Origin of the sequence: Albidovulum inexpectatum, from assembly GCF_002927635.1 — a bacterium.
GTDB lineage: Bacteria > Pseudomonadota > Alphaproteobacteria > Rhodobacterales > Rhodobacteraceae > Albidovulum > Albidovulum inexpectatum.
Genome location: NZ_PRDS01000004.1, coordinates 130,702 through 154,770 on the forward strand (window position 1 = coordinate 130,702; position 24,069 = coordinate 154,770).

Below are 24,069 nucleotides of genomic sequence, written 5' to 3' on the forward strand. Positions count from 1 at the left end.
CTTGCTCTGCAGCCTGGATCGGGGCAGGGAAATCGCCAGGGGCGGTGTCGCCAGCGATTGCACGATCGCTACTTGCGTGATTAGTGGGATACTAGTATCACCTGTTGCGTGTCATGTGTAGGGAGGAGACACGAATGTTCATCACTTCACCACGGGCCGTCCCGTATCTTGTGACGTCATGCGCAATCGCAGTCGGGTTGACGGCGGGCCAAGCGGCGGCGCAGGAATGCAGCAATGTCAGCCCGCTGAAGATTGTCGCGGCGACCGACGACGGCAGCTTTGACAAGGAGTACGGTCCGGCGAGGGCGATCGACGGGTCGTTTGACAACGACTCGCGCTGGTCCTCGAAAGGCGAGAAGGTGCTCGAGCTTGACCTTGGAGAGCCGCAGCTGGTCAAGGAGATCGGTTTGGCCTTCTACAAGGGCAATGAGCGCCGCAGCCGGTTCCGGGTCGAAGCCTCTGTCGATGGTACGACCTACGCGCCGATCCTGGAGGAGGCGATCTCGAGCGGCAACAGCACCGCGATTGAACGCTTTGACGTTGCCGACACGAACGCGCGCTTCATCCGCGTCGTCGGCCTTGGAAACGAGAGCAGCGAATGGAACAGCATCCTTGAGGTGCACGCCTATGGCTGCGGCAGCGGCGAGCTGGCCTCGATCGATGACGGGTCACAACAGGCGATCACGAAGAATGTCAGCCCATTCGGGTTGCGCACCGACGTGCCGCCGGCGAAAAACTTCGATCTGACCCATTGGAAGCTGACCCTGCCGGTCGATCGCGACGGTAATGGCAAGGTCGACGAGATCGAGGAGAACGAACTGCAGGACTTTTCGGATACCGAGTTCTTCTATACGGATCCGGCAACAGGCGGAATGGTGTTCCGCGTCTCCACCGCGAATGGCAAGACCACGCCGAATTCCAGCTATTTCCGCACCGAGCTGCGCGAGATGCTGCGCGGCGGGGATGAAACGATCGCAACGCGCAACGACGACGGAACCCCGAACAAGAACAACTGGGTTCTGTCAACCGCGCCCGAAGAAGCCAAGCAGCTGGCCGGTGGCGTAGACGGCGTGATGCGTGCGCGTCTGGCGGTCAATCAGGTCACGCGCCTTGGCGATTCCTCGAAAGTCGGGCGGGTCATCATCGGCCAGATCCACGCCAAGGACGACGAACCGGTTCGGCTGTATTACCGCAAGCTGCCACAGAACAGTCGCGGATCGATCTATTTCGCGCATGAGCCCGTCGGCAAGGACGATGTCTGGGTCGAAATGATCGGGTCCCGGTCCGATCACGCGGAAAATCCCGCCGATGGAATCGCGCTGGACGAAATCTTCGAATACGAGATCCGAACCTTTTCGGAACAGGTCGATGGTACTGCGCACCCGATCCTGCAGGTCACCATCACGCGCGAGGACGGCAGTGAAGTCACCGCCAAATACGACATGGTGGACAGTGGTTATTCGACCATGAACGACTTCATGTACTTCAAGGCCGGCGCATATTCGCAGAACAATTCGTCGCCCTGGCCGGAACGGGACTTCGATCAGGTCACATTCTACGAGCTCGAAGTAGAGCATAACTGAACAAGAACGGTCGCGCGAAGACATTTCGCGCGACCGTGTTGCCCGTTGCCGTGACCAAGCGATCTACAGGAAATCGTCCCGGCGCGGTGTAAAACAGTCGATCAGCTTTCCAGGCTCGAGGCAGATGCAGCCGTGTTCGACGCCCGACGGGATCACGAAACTGTCGCCGGTGGAAACCTCGAATTCGCGTTCACCGACCCGAAACCGGAAGCGACCGCTTTCGACATAGGTCGACTGGACATGCGGATGCGCGTGCAATGCGCCCTCGGCCCCCGAACGGTCGAATCGAAAGGCCACGACCATCAGTTCGGGATGGTCGGCCAGAACCTGGCGCGTGACGCCCGCGCCGGTTTCGACGATGGGATAGTTGGACATCTGAACCTCCTTGGCGGTTGGAATTCATGTGTCGGACGCGCGCCCCGGGGCGCAGGGTCCGGCTTGCAAGTTCGGATCATCCAAGCCATTCGGGCAGGGCAAGCGAGATCGCCGGAACAAAGGTGATCAAAGCCAGTGCCACCAGAATGGCCAGATAGAACGGCCAGATCGTGCGCACTGCCTTCTCCATCGGCAGCTGACCGACCGCGCAGCCCACGAACAGGCAGGACCCGACGGGCGGGGTGCACAACCCAAGGCCTAGATTGACCATCAGGATCATCCCGAACTGGATCGGGTCCACGCCGATCGAGTTCATGACCGGCAGGAAGATCGGCGTACAGATCAGGATAAGCGCCGCCATGTCCATGATCATGCCCAGGACAAGCAGGATGACATTGACCATCAACAGGATCAGTATCGGGTTGTCCGTCAGGCCCGTCATCAGCTCGACCATGTGGTTGGGCACACGGTAGAATGTCAGCATGTAGGCAAATGCGCCCGCGCAGGCGATCAGTACCATGACCATCGACGTCGTGCGTACGGAATTTCGGACCGCGGTCACGAAATTCCTCCATGTCAGGCAGCGATAGACCAGCAGGGTGACCAGGAAGGCATAGATGGCGCCAAACGCACCCGATTCCGTGACGGTGAAAATTCCGGACAATACACCGCCGACGATGATGACTGCGGTAAACAGGCCGGGTATGGCGCTGACAAAGCTGTAGCCCAGGGCTTTCCAGCCTGGGAAGGGCTCGGCTGCATAGCCTCGGCGTACCGCGATGACATAGGCCGCAACGGCCAGACACAGGCACATCAGGATGCCCGGCAGCACGCCCGCAAGGAACAGTTTCGAGATCGAAAGCCCGCCTCCCGCGGCGATGGCGTATATGATCATGTTGTGGCTCGGCGGGATGACGATACCGGCAATCGACGAAGTAACGGTGACGTTAACCGCATAGTCGGCGTCATACTTCTTTTCCTTCATCACCGGGATAAGGATCGATCCCAGCGCCGAGATGTCGGCCACCGCCGAACCGGATATTCCGCCAAACAGCATCGATGAAAAGACATTGACGATGCCAAGCCCGCCCCGCACGGCGCCGACCGCGGCCGAGGCAAAACGGACCAGTCGCTGGGCAATGCCGCCATGGAACATCAGCTCTCCGGCGAAGATGAAGAACGGAATTGCCATCAGCGAAAAGACATTGATGCCGGATATGATCCGTTGAAAGCCGACAACAAGCGGCAGGCCTTCCCACCAGAAGCCCAGTATTGCCGAAATGCCCAGTGCAAAGGCCACCGGGACACCGATCGCGACGCACAGGGCAAAGCTGCCCAGAAGAAGGAAGAGTCCCATCAGATACCTTGCTGGTTATGGAGGGGATCGGTGCGGCCGGGGCATGCCAGGCGCCGCACGACATGGCCAAGGCAGAACAGGAAGATCAGGCCCCCGGATATTGTCAGCGGAAGCGATCGGAGTCCTTCGGGAAGGTTCAGCAGCGGGATCATCGTATCCCATTTGAACAGCGTCAGGCGGGCGCCGAAAACCGCCATCAAGACGCCAAAGGCTCCAAGAATGATGTCGCTGGCCAAGGCAAGAGCTGCGTTCCATCGGCGCGGCAAGGCGTCGCGCAGCATCATCACGGACAGATGGCCGTTTTCATGAACCCCCACGGCGGCGCCGAGAAAGGCGATGGTCATCACCAGGATCAGGGCAGCCTGTTCGACCCAAGTCGGTGTCGCGTTCAGAACGTAGCGGCCAAAGACCAGCCAGCCGAAGATTGCGGTCAGAAAGACCAGCGAGAATCCGGTGATCACCCGGCAAGTCCGGGCCAGGATATCAAGGAACCGTTCAAGTACTCTCAGCGCTACGGGCACGGGGCGCCCGCTTGATGTCACGCAATGCATGGCCTTGTTCCCTTCACAGGGATCGGGCCCGGACCCGAAGGTCACAGGCCCGATCACATGATCGGTGATCATTCCGTGTTCTGGATCGTCTCGACCAGTTGCCGCAGATCGGGATTGGCCTGAAGGAACTTTTCATAGACCGGGGCCATCGCCTGCTGGAACGGCGTCTTGTCGGCGATCTCGTTCACCTTGACGCCGGCAGCTTCGACCTTGGCGCGGCTTTCCTCTTCGCGCTTGGCCCACAATTCGCGCTGCAGCGCCGCGGCCTCCAACGCGGCCTCACGGACGGCGGCCTGCTGCGTCTCGTCCAGCGCATTGAACGTGTCGGTGTTCACGCACAGGCATTCGGGAATGATGAGATGTTCGCTGAGCGAATAATAGCCGGCGACCTCGTAATGACCGGTCGATTCGTAGGACGGCCAGTTGTTTTCCGCGCCATCCACGACCCGGGTCTTCAGCGCCTGGTACACCTCGCCAAAGGCCATGGGCGAGGGATTGCCGCCCAATTGTTCGATCATGCCCGAATACAGGTCGTTGTTCATCACCCGAACCTTCATGCCTGCGACGTCTTCTGGCGTATTGATAGGCTTGACCGTATTGTAGAAGGACCGTGCGCCGGCATCGAACCAGGCCAAGGGCAGGATCCCTCTGCGCGCCATGCCATCGGCAATCATCTTGCCGCCTTCACCGTCCAGGACACGGAACATGTGGTCCACATCCTTGAATATGAAGGGCAGCGAGACGACGTTTGCCTCGGGCACGATCGGCCCGATCGGCCCAAGGTTGAAATTGGCCACCTGTATCGCGCCAAGCCGCAATTGCTCGATTGCGTCCGACTGGCTGCCGAGGACGCCGCCATGGAACATCTGGACCGTTATTTCGCCGCCGGTCTTGTCGGCGACCAGTTCGGCAAAACGATCCATGGCCACCGTGTTCGGATAGCCTTCGACATGGATGTTCCAGCCTTTCCATTCCTCGGCGGCTGCCATTCCCATGGACATGGCAGCCGCGATGGCGGCGCCGGCAACGACGCGTCCCAGTTTGTCAAGCATTGCATTCCTCCCTTGGTTCTTGCTTGGTCATTGAACAGGCGCAGGCCGCTCAGGAGAAGAGCAGCCCGCCATTGATGTCGACATTCGTCCCGGTCATGAAGGACGAACGATCCGACGCAAGGAAGCACACCAGTTCGGCCACTTCCTCGGGCCGGCCTTCGCGCTTCAGCGGCGTGATGCTGGCCACATGGCGCCGCGCTTCGGTCTTGGTAAAGGTGTTGTGGAAATCGGTGTCGATCATGCCGGGGCACACCGCGTTCACGCGAATATCCGGGCCCAGCTCCTTGGCCAGGCCGCGCGTCAAGGTCATCACCGCGCCCTTGGCCGCGGCATAGGCCGCCGCGCCGGGGCCGCCGCCGTCACGTCCGGCCTGGCTGGCCAGGTTGACGATCGCGCCCTTCATCATGTGTGGCAGACACGCCTTTACCATGCGGAAAACGGTTGTCAGGTTCAGATCCATCACGGCATGCCAGTGGTCTTCCGACATCTCCGCAATCGTCTTTCGGGCGATCAGGCCGCCGGCATTGTTGACCAGGATGTCGATCCGGCCGAACTCCTCGACGGTTTTCGAGACAAGTGCGTCCACGGCTTCCTGGCTGCCAAGATCGGCCTGTACCGCCAAGGCCTTGCCGCCCGCGCTGCGGATCTGCGAGACGGTCTCGTCGGCGCCCTTTGCCGATGCATGGTAGCTGATGACGACATTGGCGCCTTCCTGGGCCAACCGGAGCGCGCATGCTTTGCCGATGTCGCGCCCACCACCCGTCACGATTGCCGTCTTGCCCTCGAGTGTCATTTCTTTTGTCCTTCCTTGCGTTCCGATCTTTCAGCCGTGCCCGGGTCGAAGGTCTTGGGCACGACAACCTTGAAGCTGCGTTCCTCTGCATCGGTGAAGTAGAGGTCGCAGTCGTAACCCTGGTCGTCGAGGAAACAGAAAACCCGGCGCGGCGCGGACAGTCGGTACGGGACGATCAGGGTTGCAATCCTGTGGTGTATGGCCTTGGGAAAGCGCGCTGTCAGACAGGTGCTTTCGGGCAGGCCTTCGATTTCCGAAGGGTCCACGTCCGGGAATCCGGTGAACTGCGACAGCTCGGGCGGGCCGGCTTCGGACCACAATACCTTGCCGTAAAAACCCGCGCGCGTTCCCGAATAGCGGAACGTGCTTTCGCCAAGCTGAAACGGCGCGTTCGCATGCAACAGCCAGTCGATCGCGACGGGGCGTTCGGCATCGACGGAATCGACGATCACGAAATATTCGCCATGGACGAAATAGATGTCCCTTTCGACCCGCGTCACCTCGGGCGTCAGGGTCCTGTAGGCCTGCGTGGCATCGCCACGGATGAAGATGTGATCGCCACGATCTTCGGCGGTCACGATCCGACCCGTCGCCTGCATCGCAAGGGCCTTGTCCTTGCCGGCATATTGCCCCTTGCCATCGATCAGGATTGCGTTCTTCGAACGTGTCTGGCGGCGCCAGTTCTGATGCATGGTCGAGTTGAAGGCCACGTAATGGCCCGACTGGATCGCCAAATCTTCGCCGAAGGCTGCAAGACAGAAGGCATTCTGGTCACCGTGGCTATGGCTGATCGACCCGTATGGCGATGACTTGAACACGAATTGTATGTGCCTGTCGGGGTCGGCCATGGCCTTCTGGATCGCGACCCAGCCGATGCCGCGGAACCATCGCATCCCGTCTTCCGGCTCGGTTGCCTGGATGACGGGATAGTCGGTGCGATAGGTAAGCTCGTCGAAATTGAAGTCCCACCAGCCCCAGTTGTAGAATTCCATTTCGGTTCCGGGATTGGTGCGACGGATTTCGTCATAGTACCATTGATAGGCGCCCTTGCCGGTCACGCCCGCGAACTGCCGCAGGTTGTAGCCGATCTTGATGGCAGGAAGATCGCCCATCGTGGAATCGTCGCCGAAGGTGGCACGTCGGGTGTCGGGGGCCTTGGTGTACAGGGGAAAATCGCCGGTCTTCTGGAAGAAGGGCCTGCGGTAGATGTCGATCCTGGCATAACTGCGCAGAAGGTTTGCCGCATCGATCAGATAGGCCATGCCGGTCATCCAGTAATGCGGACCCTCGGCCCAGCCGCCGTCATTGTCCCCCCAAGGCGAATAGACGGTAAACAGGAACTCGACGGCATAGTGCAGCCATTCTTCGGCCTCGGGCGCATCGCCCAGCAATGCGATCGATGCCGGGATGATGACGGCCGATACCGCGCGCACCGCGTGACTGTCATAGGGGAAGATGTGGATGCTGGCATTGCGCATGACGTGGTCCGCAGTCTGGCGCGTTCGCGCCAGCAGGGCATCCCGCACATGCTTGCGCTCGTCCTCGGTCAGACGGTCATGCAGCCAGTCATAGCCCCAGGCCAGGGCGAGGTTCACCCGGAATGCCCATTCATCGGTATAGGCGCGCGAGGTCGTGCCGTTCGGGTCCCAACTGGCCGCGGCCAGAAGCCATTCCCGCGCCCGCTCCAGCATGGCTTCGTCTTCCGTGACGGTGCCGCCGATGGCAAGGTGGCGGATCGCGTAAAGCAATTCCTGGCATTCGATATAGGTCTTCCGCCATATCGAGGCGATGCGCTTGTGGCCGGGATATCCCGCCGGCTCGGCCATGATCTCGCGATCCATCCAGGGGCGGACCGATTTTTCATAGAAGGTGGACCAGGTATATCGGTCAGGGTCTTCCCGGATTTCCTTGCGGAAACCCTCAAGGCGCTCGGGCGTCATCCACAGGCGCGGGCGGGCCAGCGTGGCCTTTGCAAACCGGTCCTTGCGCGAGGGCAGGGGTGTTTGCGGCAGATCCGGGGTGACGACAAAGCTTCTGACCTTGCTCCACCGCGAGACCGGTTTGCCGGACCGCGGGTCGGCGACGGCATAGCTCCAGTACCACGTTCCCGTCTCCAGCGGCGCGTCCGGTGTATGGAAGTTCAGGGGCAGCGGCCCATAGGTCGTTGTGTCATTCTTGGGAAAATCGGCAGAACGGGAAATCCGAAGAACGTAATGCGCCTCGTCCTCGATCACCGGCAGCCAGGTAAAGCGCGGGGGATTTTCGACGATTTCGGTGTCGCTGTCCGGGGTATACCGGATGGTCAGTCGGCCCGCTGGCGGTTCGTCAAGTTCGGGAAGACGGTTCTCGTTCACCGTGCGCTCCATTTGCTGAGTGAATTGCGGGGAGGCAGAGAAGCGGAGCGCCGCTGCCGGGCGCTCCGCGGATTGCAGGAAGTCGTTACTTGTTACCGTACTGGCGGTCGTATGCGGACTGCATGACCTCGAGCACATTGCTAAGACCCAGCTTGTCGAGCTGAGCGAGATAGTCGTCCCACTCGGCCTCGACATCGCCGTTGCCAAGGATCCAGCTCTGCTGGCGCTCCAGCATGTAGTCCAGCACCGAGCCCCAGTAACGATCATAGACTTCCTGTTCCTCGGGCGTGAATGACACGCCAAGGAACTGGTCGATCAGGTAGTCGCCCTGCTCGTACAGATCGATTCCCCACAGGGCGATTTCATTGGTCCACTGGCGTTCATATTCGTAGTCCTGCCAGTAGCCACGTGCCTGAAGCTGTGCGCCGATCTGGTAAAGAGAGCGGTTGACCGGTCCCTGGGCCAGGAATTCGGGCTTGAAGACCGGCTTGCCGTCGATCATGTCATATTGCTGACCTTCGATTCCGAAATTGGCCAGGCGCCGGCCTTCCTCGGTGAACCAGAAATCGAAATACTTGATCGTTTCGACAGGGTGCTTGTTGGTGTAACCGATCGCCCAACCGTCGGGTTTCACAGGAATGCGGCGGTTTTCCTCGATCCGGCGGCCCGAGACGGAGGCAGGCGGTGGCATTGCCTTGAACTCGAAGCCCGGAATTTCGGCCGACAGCTTGTTGTAATCGGCGGTCGATGCAAACCAGTCGTGCGTCGCACCACCCAGGTTTTCGGAAAGCAGGTAATCGCGCGCCGAGGAACCGCGGGTAAAGACTTCCGGGTCGATCAGGCCTTCGCGGTACCAACGGGCAAGGTTCTTGATCCCTTCACGGTATCCTTCGCCCGCATAGGGATGCTTGATCTTTCCGTCCTCGACATAGAAGTCGTGCCGGATATCGGATCCCGACGAGCGCCCGTCCCACAGCGTTACCAGCCGGATCAGCTCGGGCCATTCGCGGGCGAAATAGGGGATTTCATCCTGCAGGCCATTCCCGTTCGGATCCTGTGTCTTGAAGGCGCGAAGGACCTCCTCGAATTCCTCGACCGTTTGCGGCACTTCGAGCCCCAGCTTTTCAAGCCAGTCATAGCGGATGTGATAGGCGCGGGCATATTTGCCATCGGGGAAATACGGCACATAGTAGATGTGCCCGTCCGAGGCCGTGATCGCGCTGCGCAATTCGGGCCGTTCGTCCAGGAATGCCTTGATGTGCGGAGCGTGTTCGTCGATCAGATCGTCGAGTGGCAGAAACGCGCCTTCGGGGCCATAGCGGTTGACGAAATCCTTGATGTTCGAGGCGCCCACGATGTCGGGGATGTTGCCCGAGGCCAGCATCAGGTTGAGCACCTCGTTCTGTCCCGAGGACGAGCTGGAGCGCATGTTCGCGCCGACCGTGGCATCCTTGAGATGAATGCCGGTCCATTCCCGCGCTTGCTGCTCGACGGGCCAGGTTTCGTCATAGAAGGGATATCGTTCGTGGTTCATCTGGATCGTCAGCTCCAGTGGTTCGTCGACGATCCTCAGATGCTCGTTCGCATTGGCGGGCAAAGCCGCCGCAAGCAGGAGCATGCTCATTGTTGATCTACGCATACTTGCAGTTCCTCCCTTTCAAGTATCGAGTGTTGCGGTTCACTCTTTCACCCCGCCCAGCAGGATCCCCTTTTCAAAGTATCGCTGGATAAAGGGGTAAACGATCAGCACGGGCAGGATTGAACAGACGATGATCGCGGCCGTGATCGTTTCCGCGCTGTAACTTGCATCCAGTGCGGTCATTGCGAATTCTTCGGTGTCGCTGAGATTTGCGATCGTGTGCCGAAGAAAGACCTGCAGCGGGATCTTTTCCTCGCTTTGCAGCAGGACCATCGCCCAGAAAAATCCGTTCCAGCGCGACACGATGCAGAACAGCGTGATCGTTGCGATGGCGGGTTTTGCCAGGGGGACGAAGACCTTCCAGAGTACCTGGAATTCATTCGCCCCGTCCATTCGGGCGGCCTCTTCGAAACTGCGCGGAATGGATTCAAAGAAATTGCGCAGCAGGATGATGTTGAACGCGTTTACGGCAAAGCCGATGATGATGCCGAACATGCTGTCCAGCAATCCCAGGTCGCGCATGTTCAGGAAGAACGGGATCATCCCGGCGTTGAACCACATGGTGAAGGCGATGAAGAGGTTCCAGAAGCGCCGGCCGACCAGTTGAGGGCGCGAAAGCGCATAGGCGGCCGGAATGATCAGGACCAGGCTCATCGCCGTGCCACCGATCGTATAGATGAAGGTGTTCTTGTAGCTGTTCCAGAAGCGCGGATCGCCAAGGATGAACCGATAGGCCTCGACGGTGAAGTCGATCGGTGTCAGCACGACCTTGCCGGCGGTGGCGGCGAAACCAGAGCTGAAGGAGACCGCCGCGATATAGATGAAGGGATAGAGCGTCGCCGCGGTAAACATTCCCACAAGAATCGCGCAGGTCATCGCAAAGATCTTGTCGCCGCGCGAATACATGTTCCACTGAGTCATTCCTGCCCCCTCACCACAATGACGTCTTCGACAGGCGCCGAGACAGCGTGTTTGCCAGCATTACCAGGACGAATGCGACGACGGCATTGAACAGGCCCGCCGCGGCAGCAAGGTCGTATTGGCCGCTTTGAAGGCCTTGGCGATAGACAAAGGTGTTCACCACATCGGCCGTCTCGTAGGTCGCCGGGCGATACAGCAGGATGATCAGTTCGAATGACACCTCCATGATGTTGCCGATACGAATGATCAGCATGATCAGGATCGTCGGCAGGATGGATGGCAGGGTGATCTTCCACATCATCTGCCACCGGCTGGCGCCATCGACGACGGCACTTTCATATAGCGCCGGGTTGATCCCCGCGATCGCGGCCAGGAAGACGATCGACCCGAACCCGGCCTCCTGCCAGATGCCGGTGCCGACGAAGATCGGTCTGAACCATTCCGGCCGCGTCAGAAAATAGATCGGCTCCATCCCCAGCCAGCGCAGGGCGGTGTTCACGATCCCCGCGGATGGGGAAAAGGCTGTGATGACGATGCCGGCAATGATGACCGAGGAAATGAAATGCGGCAGGTAGACGATCGTCTGACAGGTCCGTTTGTAGGTCCGGTTGAGGATTTCATTGAACAACAGCGCCAGGATGATCGGCGCGGGAAAGCCGAACAGCAGGTTCAATGCGCTGATCGCCAGCGTGTTCTTGATCGCGCGCAGGAACTGGTCGTTCGTGAAAAGCTGCTGGAAATGTTCCAGCCCGACCCATGGACTGCCGGAAATGCCGCGAAAGATCGAATAGTCCTTGAAGGCGATCTGCAGCCCATACATGGGCTTGTAGAGAAACACCACGAACCAGATGATCGCCGGCGCCAGCATCACATAAAGCTGCCATTCGCGCCGGAAATGGTCCCCCGCCCAGACCGCGCGCCGTCGGATCCTGTCGCGCAGCGACTCCCGGGCTTCGATGACCAGCTCTTCGGTCGTCAGGGAAGTGCTTTCCTGTGTTTCGCGCATATGACCGTTACCCCCCGCTGACCTGATGCGTGATCAGCGACCTGCCCGTTTCGGCGTCGAACACTTTCAGCTCCTCGGCAGGCAGATGGATCATGTCCAGACCCGAGAAGCGGCCAACATCGCCTTGCGTGGGCGCCTTGATCACGAAAGGCTGTCCGTGAATCTCGGCATGAAGCAGCGCTTCGGACCCGAGGGGTTCGACAAGGTCGAGCGAAATCGGCACCGGCGTTGCATTCGAGCGCGCGGCCAGCAGGACGTGTTCGGGGCGCACGCCCAACAGTACCTCCTGGCTGTCCTCGACCGAAACATCGCGCGGCAGCCGGACCCGTATGTCCCGGATCATCACCGCAGGGCCATCTGCATCGCGCACCACCCGCCCGCGCAACTGGTTCATCGGCGGAGAGCCGATGAACCCGGCGACGAACAGATTGGCAGGGTTGGTGAAAAGTTCCATGGGCGTCCCGATCTGCTCGATACGGCCCCCGTTCATCACGACGATCCGATCGGCCAGCGTCATCGCTTCGACCTGGTCATGGGTGACGTAGATCGATGTCACGCCCAGCCGGTTGTGCAGGCGCCTGATCTCGGCACGCATCTGCGTGCGCAGCTTGGCATCAAGGTTGGACAGGGGCTCGTCGAACAGAAAGACCTTGGGGTGGCGAACGATGGCCCGTCCCATGGCAACGCGCTGGCGCTGGCCCCCGGACAGATCGGCCGGGCGGCGCTCAAGATACTGGGTCAGGCCCAGGATCTCGGCGACTTCGGCGACCGATCTGCGGATCTCTTCACGCGGGGTGCGACGAATGCGCAGACCGAATGCGATGTTTTCGGCCACGCTCAGATGCGGGTAAAGCGCGTAGTTCTGAAACACCATCGCGACGTCGCGGTCCTTTGGCGCGACCCTGTTCACCACCCGCCCATCGATGGCGATGGTCCCGCCAGATATTTCCTCGAGACCGGCTATCATGCGAAGCGTCGTTGACTTGCCGCATCCCGACGGCCCGACCAGAACGACGAATTCCTTCGGCTTGATATGCAGATCGATGCCGTGGACGACCTGCACGGCTCCGTAAGTCTTGACCACCCTGTCAAGTTTCACGCCTGACATGTATCCTCCCATCGGGATCATCGTTGTCGCCGCGCCCCCTGCTGGCGATAGATGATTCGCTGTCTGGAATACTGGGATACTAGCAAATTGACTGGTCGACTAGTATAATTTTCATCCTTGACAAGGGCGGCTCTGTCGAGAACAAAGGAACGTGAATGGACCAACCTGGTCCGGTAGCTTGACAGGCGGGCACTGATGCATGGCTGAGCAACGGTTCGACATGCAGCGGGCGTTACGCTCCAGGTGATCCACAAGGTGTAGAAACATACAGGCGGGGGCGTCAGGCATGACCCCATTGGCAAAACTGAACGCACGTCGTACCAGTGTCGACGATGTATTCGATTATCTCTATGATGAAATCATTTCCCTGCGGCTGAAGCCCGGTGACAAGATTTCCGAGGCAGAGATAGCCGCCCAGTTCGGCATATCGCGTCAGCCCGTGCGGGACGCGTTCAATCGGCTGGCCAATCTGAACCTGTTGCTGATCAGGCCGCAGCGCGCCACCGAGGTCAAGCGTTTCTCGATGCGCGAAATTGTCAAGGCACGCTTTGTCCGGGCAGCCATCGAAAAGGAGGTCCTGCGCCTGGCGGCCGAGCGGTGTACGGCGCAGGATGGCAAGAGTCTTGACGCGCATCTGAAGCGGCAGGAGCGGGCGCTTGAGGCAAGGGATACGGATGCCTTCGGCATTCTTGATTACGAGTTTCATGAAACCCTGTGTCGCATCGGGCGGGTCGATTTCGCCTTCGACGTCATCCGCGCCGAGAAATCCAAGGTCGATCGGCTGTGCGTGCTGAGCCTTTCAAAAGAGCATCGCATGCCGGACCTGGTTGCCGATCACAGGGCGATCGCGGCCGCGATACAGGCAAACGATCCTGATCGCGCGGTCGAGCATGGAATGATCCATCTATCTCGTCTGGACGAGACGATCGCGCACATATCGGCAAACCACACCGAATTCTTCGAGCCGGAATAGACGGGCTCCGCCGGCCTGAATCTTCCTGCATACAGCACCGGGGCGGCCCACGCGGCCGCAACAGGACGAACCATGTCTGCCCTTTCTCGTGCGGACGCGCCGGGCATAGGTCGCGTCTTCCGTCTTGCATGGCCAATGACGATCAAGGCGCTGCTGCTTCATGGCGCCACGGTCATCGACACATATCTTGTATCCCCGCTGGGAGAGACCGCGCTTGCCGCCATGGGTCTGGCCGCCGCGATAGCGGGCTTCGCACTTGGCGCGATACTTGCGTTCTCCAACGCCATGCAGATCCGCACCGCACAAGTCAGCGGCGCAGGGGTGGCGCGGTCCATCAAGTCTGTCCTTGCCGCGGGTCTGGCGATAAACTTCGCCATAGGCTTCATCGGTATCCTGTTCGTCACCCTCGCAGGCCGGGTCCTGATCGACATTCTTGGCCCCAGCGGGGCCGTCAACGATCTTGCGTTCGGCTATCTTGGCGTATTTGCCGTCGTGATATTGTTTGAATCCCTTTCACAATGCATCGCGGGCTATCTCAACGGCCGCGGGCGAACGACCGTGCCGTTGATGGGATTTTGTCTGTCCGTGCCGGTCAACGTGGCTGCAAGCGTGGCCCTGATCCACGGTCTGGCCGGATTGCCGGCACTTGGCTTGATCGGAGCCGCAATTGGTTCGGCGATCGGTGCCGCAGTGCAGTTTGCCTTTGTCGGCGCGCATTTGTGGCGCCATGATCGATGGCTTGCATCGGTTCCGGGATGGACCGACGGCAACTTCAAATCGGCATTCCTGCGTCAATTGCGGTTTGCGCTGCCGATCGGGGCGACCTTTGCCAGCGCGAATTTCGCATCTCAGGTCTGCGCGCTCTTTTACGCACAGCTGGACCTGAACTCGTTTGCCGCGCTGACCGTGATCAACCCGTGGATCATGGTTGCCGGGACGGTGAGCATGCAGTGGGCGCAAGCGACCGGCATCGTCGTGGCCCAGCTCCTGGGCGAGAAACGCCCCGAACAGGTGCTGGACGCCTTCCTGTCCAGGGCGTGGCGGGCAGCATTCGTGACCGCGGCGGTCGTGTCGGTCCTCTATGCATTCGTGTGCCTGTCAAGCGACTGGTTGTATCGCGCGCTGGACGCCCAGACGCGCCAGATCCTGCTTGGATTCCTGCCAATCCTTGTAGTCCTGCCGTTTCCCAAAGGCTCGAACGCGATCTGCGGCAACACGCTGCGGGCCAGCGGCGATACCGTCTATGTGATGCATGTCTTCGTGTGGTCCCAGTGGCTGTTCCGGGTTCCGGCAACGGCAGCGGCCGTGCTGTGGCTGGACCTGCCCGCAACGGGGATCCTGTCGATCCAGCTGCTCGAGGAAATCATCAAGTTCCTGCCATTCCACCGCAGGCTTTGGTGCGGGGACTGGAAGCGGGCAAATCTTGAGGACTGAGCGCGCGCCCCGTGCGTGTCCGCGCCCGAGCCAGGTCTTGCGACACGGCCGCGCGCGGACAGCTTGCCTAGCGTGCCAGCCAGCCGCCATCGACATTCAGGATCGCGCCGGACACATAATTCGCCGCCGGGCTGCAAAGGAACGTGACCGCCCCTGCAATGTCTTCGGGTTCGCCCCACCGTCCCGCAGGGATGCGGGAGAGAATCTCGGCATTGCGGCCCTCGTCACTGCGCAGGGCTTCGGTGTTACTGGTCGCGATATAGCCTGGCGCCACGGCGTTCACGTTGATGCCGCGACCGGTCCATTCATTGGCCAGAATTCGGGTCAGCCCGGCGACGCCGTGCTTGGATGCGGTGTATGCCGGAACGCGGATCCCGCCTTGATAGGACAGCAGCGACGCTATGTTGACGATGCGCCCGGTCGTGCCGTTGTCGGGATTGTTCGCCTGTCTTGCGAAAATCTGTCGCGCAAAGGCCTGGCATAGCATGAAAACGGCCTTGAGATTGACATCCATGACGGCGTCCCAGTCCGCTTCGGAATAGTCCACCGAATCCGCGCGACGGATGATTCCGGCATTGTTGACCAGGATGTCCAGCGGCCCGGCTCTGGACAGAATTTCCGCGCCTTGGGCAGGATCTGACAGGTCCATCTGAAGAAATTCCGCCAAACCGCCCGCGGCACGCACCCGCGCCAGCGTCTCGTCGCAGTTGGTTCGTGCTGCCGCCACAACATGGGCGCCGGCGCGGGCCAGGCCCACGGCGATCGCTTGGCCGATACCCTTGTTCGCTCCGGTTATCAGCGCGCGCCGCCCCTGCAGCGAGAATTCGGTGGTCATCGTAGCGCCTCCATCGGGACCATGTCCATGTCGGTGAAATCGACGTTGTCGCCCGCCATTGCCCAGCAGAACGTGTAGGCCGCGGTGCCGGCGCCACAATGGATCGACCAGGGCGGAGAAATCACGGCTTCTTCATTCGCCATGATCAGATGGCGGGTCTGGCGTGGCTGACCCATGAAATGGAAGACGCGCTGCTCCTCGGCCAGATCGAAATACAGATAGGCCTCCATCCGCCGGTCGTGAGTATGTGGTGGCATCGTGTTCCAGATCGAACCGGGTGAGAATTGCGTATAGCCCATCAGCAACTGGCAGCTTTCGCAGACATCGGGGTGCAAGAACTGCAGGATGACGCGCTGATTGCAGGTCTCGGCCGCGCCCATTTCGACCCTGCGCGCCTGTTCGCGCCGTATCAGTCGGGTGGGGCAGGACCGATGCGCAGGTGCCGACAGGATGTAGAAACGGCCGGGCGCCGAGAAGGTTATCGGCCCGGCCCCCATGCCGACATACAGGACTTCGCCCCTGCCGATGTCGTGCGCCTTTCCGCCGACCGTGATCCGTGCCGCGTCGCCGATGTTCAGGAAGGCCGCTTCCCGCCGGTCCAGAAAGCCCGGCGTCCCCGTCTCGCGCACATGGTCGAGGACAAGATCCCTCGCCACCGGCACGGCCGAGCCAAGGATCAGGCGGTCGTAATGGGTATAGACAAGGCGGATTTCATCGGGCGTGAAAAGACCGCCGACATGAAAGTGCCGGCGCAGGCCCTCGGTATCCAGACCGCGCGCGGTCTCGGGATCGATGGCATGACGAGTCTCTGTCTTGAGTGTCATCGTCTCTCTCCTGTTGGAACATGGTCGGTCATGCCAGCTTCGACCGTTTTCTGGGTCAGGTCGTCGGTCGGTACGCGCGTGGCATCCCTGCGCGCAAATGTTCAAGCCTCGCCGACGACGGGATGGCCTGATTGTCGCCTTTGGGACGTCTGGCGGCACGGGCCTGTCTCATCAGCTACTCCATTGCGCTCATGGCTACTAATATGCTAGACGCCTAGTAGAGTCAAAACCCATTTCACAGATTGGCCGGGATGGCGGTCGGCAGGCCACAGCATGGAAACACCGGACAACCTGAAACACCTGCTGGAACCGCTGGCGATCACGGCGCCAACGGCAACCGACCAGGTGTTCCACGCGCTGCAGCAGGCCATCCTGTCCATGCAGCTGCCACCAGGCGCGCGCATTTCGGAAGCCGAGATTGCCCGTCAGATGGGTGTGTCGCGTCAGCCCGTGCGCGACGCATTCTTTCGTCTCTCAAGTCTTGGCTTTCTGATCGTCCGGCCTCAACGCGCCACGCTGGTGGCCCCCATATCCAGAAAGGCGGTCGAAAATGCAGTTTTCACCCGCACTGCGCTGGAAGTCGAATGCCTGCGAGCGGCGGCGGCGCGACTGGATGACCGGGGCCGGGCGGCGTTGCGCGCGAATCTCGACGCGCAGCGGGATGCACATGACAACGGCGATCGGGCGCGGTTTCACGCGCTGGACGAGGCATTCCACGAATTGCTTTGCAAACTGTCTGGCCAGGCACATGTATGGCCCATGATTCAGGGCCAGAAGGGGCATATGGATCGCGTGCGTTACCTGACCCTGTCGGATGACCGCCGCCCGGCTGTCCTTGCCGAACATGGTGCGATCGTCTCGGCGCTGCTGGGGGGTGATGCCGATCGGGCCGAAGGCGTGCTGCGTGACCATATCGGAACGATTCACGCGCGTCTGGCCGAGGCGTATCAACAATACCCGACCCTTTTTGGAGATGTCACATGACCCGTACGCTGCTGTCGATCGGCGAGTGCATGATCGAACTTGCTCCCCGGTCCGAGGATTGCCTGACGATGGGCTTTGCGGGCGATACGTTCAATACGGCCTGGTATGCCCGGCGCAGCCTGCGGCCGGGTGATGATATCGATATCGCCTATCTCAGCGCGGTCGGCGACGATACGCCCTCGATGCGGATGACGGATTTCATTCGCGACGCCGGGATTCGGCCGATCCTTCGCGTCCGGCAGGGCCGATCGGTCGGGCTTTACCTGATCTCTCTGAACAATGGCGAACGCAGCTTCTCGTACTGGAGAGACAGTTCGGCCGCGCGCAGTCTTGCCGACGATCTGGAAGAGCTGCCCGTAAAGGGGCAGGGCGACCTTGTATTCATCTCCGGAATCACCCTGGCGATCCTGCCCCAGGCCGGGCGCAAGCGTCTGTATGCGGCGCTGGAGAATGCGCGAAGGAACGGGGTCACGGTTGCCTTCGATCCGAATCTGCGTCCGCGCCTGTGGTCGGACACTGACGAGATGCGCCGGGAAATCATGCGCGCCGCGTCGCTGGCGGATATCCTGCTGCCGTCGCATGAGGACGAGGCGACGCATTTCGGCGATCGCGACCCGCATGCGACCGCCCGCAGATACCTTGCGGCCTGTTCCGCACCGGGCGCGATGGTCGTTGTCAAGGATGGCCCCGGGCCCGTTCGCATCTACGCAGGCGGCACACATTGGGACGTTCCCACCGTAAAGTCACCGCATGTCGAGGACACAACGGCGGCGGGCGACAGCTTCAACGGACGATTCCTGGTTGGCCTGATGCGGGGCGAACCCGTGGCCGAAGCCGCGCGCGCCGCTTGCCAGCTCGCCGCGCAGGTGATCGGAAAGCGCGGTGCGCTCGTGGCGGTCGACGGGGTTTCCTGACGGGCTTTGGGGGCTGGCATCGCGTCCCGGCCCCCGCGCCGCGGAACCGGCTTGGGACAAGGGTGGTCGTGCGGGGGGCTTGCGTTCTCGTGACCGTGTCCGGGTCGGTGCATACGCCAGCTTCCGCGTGGGATCATCGTGATCCGCGCTTCCGGACGGTGGTGTGGTGGATCGATCCACAGTTCAACCCTCGACCACGACCGTTCCCTTCATCGATGGATGGCGGGTGCAGAAATAGTCGTGGTGCCCCGATTCGGTGAAGGTCACCTCACGGCTCTCGCCCCTGCCGAACAGGCCGGTGTCGAACTGCGGCTTGCCGCCCGAGCCCGTCTCGACCGCGGTCGCGGAATGTTCGATCCCGTCGCGGTTGGTCCAGCGCACCGTATCGCCGGGAGCGATGGTCAGCGGCGAGGGCTGAAACTGGAACGTCCTGATGTCCACCTCGTGCACCTTTGCGCTGGCATGTACCACACCTGCACAGGCGCGCGCCCGGCCTGCGAATGTGCCGGCCGGCAATGCGGCAAGAAAGGCAAGAAAGCTGCGTCTGGTCGTGGTCATGGGAAGCTCCATCAAGGGGTTGGCCTAAAATGGGCGGCTCAGGATCCGTGGGGCAGGGACATGTCCGCCCGGATCCTGCGTCGCCCGTCGGGCAGGAATGCCCCCGCCAGCCCGTCATTCGCCAACAGGGGAACTTGTCACGCACGGCTGGCGGGGGCGCCGGGCGACCGCGTGGGCGCCCGGCATTCCTTGGGCGTCAGCCGCCGAAGCGTTCGGGGAACTGGGCGACGATCGCCCCAGCCAGCGCATCCGAGATCATCTGCATGTGCGCGGCGGCCTTGCGCTGCAGCTCATAGGCCTTGGGCCAGTCCTGGTTGGCCTGCGCGTCGACCATCGCGGCGACGGTCACGGCGTGTTCCTTGACCAGCGCCTCCACCGCATCGGCGGGCAGGTTGGGGTTGGCCGAGTTCAGGAAGGCGCCGAAATCGCGCGCATAGTCCATCAGGTTCGCCACGGCCTTCTCACGACCGGCCTTGTCCTGCTTGATCGTGGCCATGGTGTAATCGACGAAGAACCCGATATGCTTGCGCCACAGGGGCAGGAAGGCCTCCTTGGCGCCGTCGCCATAGACAAGCCCGATTGCGTTGGCGAGATCCACGGTGTTGGCGTCCAGCCCCCCGGCGGCGGCCTCGAAATTCTTGTTCAGGCCCATCATCGCCCAGCCGGTGGCGGCGGCGGCGAGGTTGACGTGCTCGGCCAGGAGCAGGTTGACCGCCACCCGCAGGTCGGCACCAGTCTTGATGTGATCGGCCTGCGCGACCGGCGCAGTGACGGCAAGTGTCAGAGCGGCGATTCCGCCAAGGACGGTCCGGCGGATCGTGATCGTGTTCAGCATGGGGTCTCTCCCTTCGTTGGTTTCCCGGTTCGGCCCCGGCGCGCTGTGCATCCGAGGCTTGCAAGACGTCACGGAACGCCGGACGGAATAGTTGCATGCGAGGTCGATTTTTTTTGCCGCTTGCCCGGAAGACCGCCTGCGGGCAGGATTGCCGCCGATGACCGGTGAAGAGATCGAGCAGGCAATCGAACGGGTCGCGCGGGGGGACCGCGCGGCATTCGATGCGCTGTATTCCGCCGTGTCGGGGCAACTTTTCGGGTTGTGCATCCGTGTCCTTCGTGACCGATCACTTGCGGAGGATGCCTTGCAAGAAGCCTGGGTCAGGATCTGGAACAATGCATCGGGCTATCGCCGCACGGGCGCAAGCCCGATGGCATGGCTGGTGACGCTGACCCGCAACGGGGCCATCGACCGGCTTCGCGCCGAGCGCAGCGCAGCGACGTCGGGCGCTGACGACGTGACGGCGATGCCGGTTGCGGCCGACGATCCCGGGCCCGAGCGCGTGGCCGAGGGCCGGGATGAACTCAGACGGTTGGCCGATTGCCTGGGCGAGCTGCCCGCCGACCGCGCGCAGGCGATCCGCGGGGCCTATCTTGACGGCGCGAGCTATGCCGAATTGGCTGCGCGCTTCGCCGTGCCGCTCAACACCATGCGCAGCTGGCTCCGCCGGGGCCTAATAGCGCTGAAGGAGTGCATGGACCGATGAGCGCCGCCGAACATCACCGCGACGACATCGCGCTGGCCGGCGAATACGCGCTCGGGCTGCTCGAGGGCAATGAGCGCGCGGCTTTCGAGGCGCGGCTTGCCCGCGAGCCGGAGCTTGCCGCGCTGGTCGAGGAATGGCAGGCGCGCTTCGCCGCGCTGGCCGACGAGGTCGAGCCGATCGCACCGCCCGACCGCGTGAAGGCCGCGCTTGACGCGCGTCTGTTCGGCGGGCGCGATGCCGCGCCGCGCGTGGTACCCTTCCGCCGCCGCGTTCTGGGCGCGGTCCTGGCTCTTGCCGCCAGTATCGCCGCTCTGGCCTTCCTCGGCCTCTTCAACGGGCCCGACGAGACGCGGCTTGTTGCCGAGGTCACGGCCGAGGACCGCGCGCTGGTGGTCGCCGCCGAGGCCAATCTGCGCGGGGGTGGCGGCGAGATCGTCGCGCGCCTCGTCGCCGGCGCACCACCGCCCGACCGTGCATTCGAGCTGTGGCTGATCCCGCAGGGCGCCGATCGGCCGATCTCGCTGGGCCTGATCGCCCCAGGCGCGCCTGCGCGCGCTCGTCTGCCGGCGGAACTGGCTTCGCGCCTCGCCGGGGCCACACTGGCGATCAGTACCGAGCCGCCGAGCGGCTCGCCCACCGGCCAGCCGACCGGCCCCGTGGTCGCGGCCGGGCAATTGAGCAAACCGGGATAGGCCGCGCGCCGGGTCGGACGTTCAGCTTGGCGGCGGACTGGCAGCCGCGCGCGGATATCCGCGTTACCGGGCGGTTGCGCCATTCGGGATCGTATTACTCGGATGACGAGAACACGGCCGCGGCCTTTATCCCGTCCTATACGGTGGCGGCTGCGCGCGTCTCGTGGACCCCGCGCGAAGGGATGGAACTGTTCGCCTATGTCAATAACATCCTGGACGAGGACGCCGTGACCTACATGCGCTATTCGCGCACCATCGCGGGCTACGAGGCGACGGTCCTGGCCCCGCGTGAGGTGGGTCTGGGGATGAAGCTGACGTTCTGAGCCTTTGGGCGGCCCCGGGCGATGCCTGTGGGACAGGGGCGACGAGCCGGGGCCGCGCAAGCGGGCGGGCGGGCAAGATCCCGCCCGCCTGTGGCGTCTGGCTCAGCCGTCGCAAATTGCCGGGCCGTGCGTGGCGCATTCCTTCGCAGCGCGGGCGAAATCCTCCGCCAGGAGCAGGCGCGCAGTGCGGATTGCCCCGTCGATATCCTGGCCGCGCGCCAGGCCCACCGCGATCGCGCTGGCCAGCCGGCAGCCGGTGCCGCGCAGCCCGGTGGCCAGTCGCGGTCCAGTGTATTCACGCTCATGCGCGCCGGTCCGGTACAGCCGGTCCGTGCATCTGGGCCCGGTTGCATGCCCTCCCTTGACCAGCACGGCCTCGCAGCCAAGTTCCAGCAATGCATGCGCGCGGGTGGCGTCGTCGGCATCGTCGCCGACGCCAAGCGCCCGCGCCAGCAGGGCAAGTTCGGGCAGGTTCGGCGTGACCAGCGTCGCGCGGGGCAGGATATGCGCGACCAGCGCGGCAAGGCCGTCGGACGTCAGCAGGGCACGACCCGAACTGGCGGCAAGCACGGGATCGACCACCAGCGGCGCGGGCGGCAGTGCATCGGTCAGGGCCGTCACGATGGCAGCATCCGCCAGCATCCCGGTCTTGACCGCGCCGACGGGACCTGCGGCAAGAATCTGCGCCTTGACCCGGTCCGCGGGCTGGGGCCAGACGGCGGCGACGGAACGGTCGTTCTGGGCGGTAATGGCGGTCACCGCGATTGCCGCCTCGGCGCCCAGCCGCGCCGCCGTGGCGACGTCGCGGGACAGGCCCGCCCCGCCGCTGGAATCGGTTCCGCCGACGAACAGGACGCGCGTCATGGCGATCCGCATGCGTGATCCGGCGCGAGCCCGGCCCCCCGCGTGGCACGGATCCATTCGCGGCAGCGCGCCTCGGGGTCGGGCGCGGTGGCGATGTCGGTGACGACCGCGGCGCTGTCGGCCCCGGCCTCCAGCACCAGGGGCGCGCGCTCGGGCGTGATCCCGCCGATCGCCACCAGCGGCAGCGCGCCGATGCGGCGCTTCCACTCGGCCACGCGCCCAATGCCCTGCGGCGCCCATTTCATCTGCTTCAGAAGCGTGGGCCAGATCGGCCCCAGCGCCACATAGGCCGGATCAAGTGCCAGCGCGCGGTCAAGTTCGGCCTCATCATGGGTGGACAGTCCGAAGCGCACGCCCGCGCGGCGCAAGTCGGGGATGTCGGCGCCGTCCAGATCCTCCTGCCCCAGATGGACCCAGTCGATGCCGAGATCCAGCGCAAGCCGCCAGTGATCGTTCAGGATCAGCGTCGCGCCATGGCGCCCGCAGATGTCGCGCGCGCGCCGTGCCTCGGCCCGAAGGGCGGCGGGCGCAAGGCCCTTGGCGCGCAGCTGCACCGTGCGCACGCCCAAGGGCACAAGCCGTTCGATCAGCGCCGCATCGGCGCAGATGAGATAGAAGCGGTCCAGCATCAGCCCAGCTCCGCCATGCCGAAAACCGGGGTCGAGGGCCGCGCCATGTCGCGGCGCGGCATCAGGCCGGCCTCGAAGCCCAGCCGCCCGGCTTCGACCGCGCGGGCAAAGGCGCGGGCCATGGCGACGGGGTTGCCCGCCCGCGCCACGGCGGTGTTGAGCAGCACCGCGTCAAACCCCATCTCCATCGCGCGCGCGGCGTCCGAAGGCGTGCCGATCCCGGCGTCGATCACCAGCGGAACATCCGGGAAATGCGCCCGCATCGCGCGTAGCCCCTCGACATTGCGCAGGCCCTGGCCCGAGCCGATCGGCGCGCCCCAGGGCATCAGCACCCGGCACCCCGCCTCGACCAGCCTTTCGCCCAGCACCAGATCCTCGGTCGTGTAGGGAAAGACCTCGAAGCCCTCGGCACAGAGGATGCGCGCGGCCTCGACCAGCGCGAAGGGATCGGGCTGCAGCGTGTCGGCGTGGCCGATCACCTCGAGCTTGATCCAGTTCGTGCCGAACAGCTCGCGCGCCATCCGCGCGGTGGTGACGGCCTCGCGCGCGCTGTGGCAGCCGGCGGTGTTGGGCAGGATGCGGCAGCCGGACCCGGCGACGATCTCGCGAAACCGCGCGCCTTCGGGCCCTTCGCGGCGCAGGCTGACGGTGATGACCTGCGTGCCCGAGGCCGCGATCGCCGCGCGCAGCACGGCGGGCGAGGGATATTGTGCCGTGCCCAGCATCAGCCGGCTTTGCAATGCGACGCCATAGAACATC

At 62.8% G+C, this 24,069-nt stretch carries 25 protein-coding genes; 8 read left to right on the forward strand and 17 right to left on the reverse strand.

The features are described 5' to 3' along the window. Positions 1 to 134: 134 nt before the first annotated feature. On the forward strand, positions 135 to 1,583 hold the full coding sequence (locus LV82_RS07680; protein WP_170063382.1) for a polysaccharide lyase family 7 protein: 1,449 nt from the start codon (positions 135 to 137) through the stop codon (positions 1,581 to 1,583). 63 nt (positions 1,584 to 1,646) lie between these two features. Here LV82_RS07680 and LV82_RS07685 read toward each other — a convergent pair whose 3' ends face one another. The 10 genes from LV82_RS07685 to LV82_RS07730 form a co-directional block, all read right to left on the reverse strand. Beyond that, positions 1,647 to 1,958, reverse strand: a complete 312-nt coding sequence (locus LV82_RS07685; RefSeq protein WP_104070516.1) for a cupin domain-containing protein — start codon at positions 1,956 to 1,958, stop codon at positions 1,647 to 1,649. 76 nt (positions 1,959 to 2,034) lie between these two features. Then, positions 2,035 to 3,315 (reverse strand): TRAP transporter large permease, encoded by a 1,281-nt coding sequence (locus LV82_RS07690; protein WP_104070518.1) that lies wholly within the window; start codon positions 3,313 to 3,315, stop codon positions 2,035 to 2,037. After that, positions 3,315 to 3,938: a TRAP transporter small permease gene (locus LV82_RS07695; protein ID WP_245873111.1), complete on the reverse strand. Its 624-nt coding sequence runs from the start codon at positions 3,936 to 3,938 to the stop codon at positions 3,315 to 3,317. Before LV82_RS07695 ends, LV82_RS07690 begins: the two co-directional genes overlap by 1 nt. Further along, positions 3,935 to 4,918, reverse strand: a complete 984-nt coding sequence (locus tag LV82_RS07700) for a TRAP transporter substrate-binding protein (RefSeq protein WP_104070519.1) — start codon at positions 4,916 to 4,918, stop codon at positions 3,935 to 3,937. Before LV82_RS07700 ends, LV82_RS07695 begins: the two co-directional genes overlap by 4 nt. Before the next feature lie 49 nt (positions 4,919 to 4,967). Next, a complete protein-coding gene (locus tag LV82_RS07705; RefSeq protein WP_104070522.1) occupies positions 4,968 to 5,711 on the reverse strand; it encodes an SDR family NAD(P)-dependent oxidoreductase in 744 nt (247 codons plus the stop codon). Continuing rightward, a complete protein-coding gene (locus LV82_RS07710) occupies positions 5,708 to 8,065 on the reverse strand; it encodes a DUF4962 domain-containing protein (protein ID WP_245873112.1) in 2,358 nt (785 codons plus the stop codon). Before LV82_RS07710 ends, LV82_RS07705 begins: the two co-directional genes overlap by 4 nt. Positions 8,066 to 8,150: 85 nt before the next feature. Further along, positions 8,151 to 9,689 carry an extracellular solute-binding protein gene (locus LV82_RS07715; protein WP_211289178.1) on the reverse strand — a complete coding sequence of 513 codons (1,539 nt, stop codon included), beginning with the start codon at positions 9,687 to 9,689 and terminating at the stop codon, positions 8,151 to 8,153. Positions 9,690 to 9,743: 54 nt separating this feature from the next. Then, positions 9,744 to 10,625 (reverse strand): carbohydrate ABC transporter permease, encoded by an 882-nt coding sequence (locus tag LV82_RS07720; protein ID WP_104070528.1) that lies wholly within the window; start codon positions 10,623 to 10,625, stop codon positions 9,744 to 9,746. 10 nt (positions 10,626 to 10,635) lie between these two features. Continuing rightward, the gene (locus LV82_RS07725) at positions 10,636 to 11,631 is read right to left on the reverse strand and encodes an ABC transporter permease (RefSeq protein WP_104070530.1); all 996 of its coding nucleotides are present in this window, start codon (positions 11,629 to 11,631) and stop codon (positions 10,636 to 10,638) included. Between the two features lie 7 nt (positions 11,632 to 11,638). Next, positions 11,639 to 12,739: an ABC transporter ATP-binding protein gene (locus LV82_RS07730; RefSeq protein ID WP_104070810.1), complete on the reverse strand. Its 1,101-nt coding sequence runs from the start codon at positions 12,737 to 12,739 to the stop codon at positions 11,639 to 11,641. Positions 12,740 to 13,025: 286 nt separating this feature from the next. On the opposite strand from LV82_RS07730, the gene LV82_RS07735 reads away from it, so the two are divergent. Both LV82_RS07735 and LV82_RS07740 read left to right on the forward strand, forming a co-directional pair. After that, entirely contained in the window at positions 13,026 to 13,712 is a 687-nt protein-coding gene (locus tag LV82_RS07735; protein WP_104070532.1) for a GntR family transcriptional regulator, read from the forward strand. A 72-nt stretch (positions 13,713 to 13,784) separates the two neighbouring features. Continuing rightward, positions 13,785 to 15,146, forward strand: coding sequence for an MATE family efflux transporter (locus LV82_RS07740; protein WP_104070534.1), 1,362 nt, complete (start codon positions 13,785 to 13,787; stop codon positions 15,144 to 15,146). Positions 15,147 to 15,213: 67 nt separating this feature from the next. On the opposite strand, the gene kduD is transcribed toward LV82_RS07740, so the two are convergent. Further along, positions 15,214 to 15,981, reverse strand: coding sequence for a 2-dehydro-3-deoxy-D-gluconate 5-dehydrogenase KduD (gene kduD, locus LV82_RS07745; protein WP_104070536.1), 768 nt, complete (start codon positions 15,979 to 15,981; stop codon positions 15,214 to 15,216). Then, a complete protein-coding gene (gene kduI, locus LV82_RS07750) occupies positions 15,978 to 16,805 on the reverse strand; it encodes a 5-dehydro-4-deoxy-D-glucuronate isomerase (RefSeq protein WP_104070538.1) in 828 nt (275 codons plus the stop codon). The genes kduD and kduI overlap by 4 nt, the downstream gene beginning before the upstream one ends. A 273-nt stretch (positions 16,806 to 17,078) precedes the next feature. Here kduI and LV82_RS07755 point away from each other — a divergent pair, with 273 nt between their 5' ends. Both LV82_RS07755 and LV82_RS07760 read left to right on the forward strand, forming a co-directional pair. Next, positions 17,079 to 17,789: a GntR family transcriptional regulator gene (locus LV82_RS07755; protein WP_104070539.1), complete on the forward strand. Its 711-nt coding sequence runs from the start codon at positions 17,079 to 17,081 to the stop codon at positions 17,787 to 17,789. Beyond that, positions 17,786 to 18,703: a sugar kinase gene (locus tag LV82_RS07760; RefSeq protein WP_104070541.1), complete on the forward strand. Its 918-nt coding sequence runs from the start codon at positions 17,786 to 17,788 to the stop codon at positions 18,701 to 18,703. Before LV82_RS07755 ends, LV82_RS07760 begins: the two co-directional genes overlap by 4 nt. Positions 18,704 to 18,886: 183 nt before the next feature. Here the strand turns inward: LV82_RS07760 and LV82_RS07765 are convergent, their stop codons facing one another. Further along, positions 18,887 to 19,261: a cupredoxin domain-containing protein gene (locus tag LV82_RS07765; protein ID WP_104070812.1), complete on the reverse strand. Its 375-nt coding sequence runs from the start codon at positions 19,259 to 19,261 to the stop codon at positions 18,887 to 18,889. Between the two features lie 196 nt (positions 19,262 to 19,457). After that, positions 19,458 to 20,096, reverse strand: a complete 639-nt coding sequence (locus LV82_RS07770) for a hypothetical protein (RefSeq protein ID WP_146065144.1) — start codon at positions 20,094 to 20,096, stop codon at positions 19,458 to 19,460. Positions 20,097 to 20,253: 157 nt separating this feature from the next. Between LV82_RS07770 and LV82_RS07775 the strand changes: the two genes are divergently transcribed. From LV82_RS07775 to LV82_RS14895, 3 genes are read left to right on the forward strand one after another with little or no spacing between them, the layout of a single operon-like run. Continuing rightward, positions 20,254 to 20,802, forward strand: a complete 549-nt coding sequence (locus LV82_RS07775) for a sigma-70 family RNA polymerase sigma factor (RefSeq protein WP_104070545.1) — start codon at positions 20,254 to 20,256, stop codon at positions 20,800 to 20,802. Continuing rightward, complete coding sequence (locus LV82_RS07780) at positions 20,787 to 21,494, forward strand: anti-sigma factor (protein WP_146065145.1); 708 nt, start codon at positions 20,787 to 20,789, stop codon at positions 21,492 to 21,494. Before LV82_RS07775 ends, LV82_RS07780 begins: the two co-directional genes overlap by 16 nt. A 26-nt stretch (positions 21,495 to 21,520) precedes the next feature. Beyond that, entirely contained in the window at positions 21,521 to 21,817 is a 297-nt protein-coding gene (locus LV82_RS14895; RefSeq protein WP_170063371.1) for a TonB-dependent receptor, read from the forward strand. 102 nt (positions 21,818 to 21,919) lie between these two features. Here the strand turns inward: LV82_RS14895 and thiD are convergent, their stop codons facing one another. The 3 genes from thiD to LV82_RS07800 are packed head-to-tail and all read right to left on the reverse strand — an operon-like array spanning position 21,920 to position 24,068. Further along, positions 21,920 to 22,693 carry a bifunctional hydroxymethylpyrimidine kinase/phosphomethylpyrimidine kinase gene (thiD, locus tag LV82_RS07790; protein ID WP_245873113.1) on the reverse strand — a complete coding sequence of 258 codons (774 nt, stop codon included), beginning with the start codon at positions 22,691 to 22,693 and terminating at the stop codon, positions 21,920 to 21,922. After that, positions 22,678 to 23,307 carry a thiamine phosphate synthase gene (locus LV82_RS07795; protein ID WP_211289188.1) on the reverse strand — a complete coding sequence of 210 codons (630 nt, stop codon included), beginning with the start codon at positions 23,305 to 23,307 and terminating at the stop codon, positions 22,678 to 22,680. Before LV82_RS07795 ends, thiD begins: the two co-directional genes overlap by 16 nt. 2 nt (positions 23,308 to 23,309) lie before the next feature. Further along, complete coding sequence (locus tag LV82_RS07800) at positions 23,310 to 24,068, reverse strand: thiazole synthase (protein WP_104070550.1); 759 nt, start codon at positions 24,066 to 24,068, stop codon at positions 23,310 to 23,312. Position 24,069 lies beyond the last annotated feature (1 nt).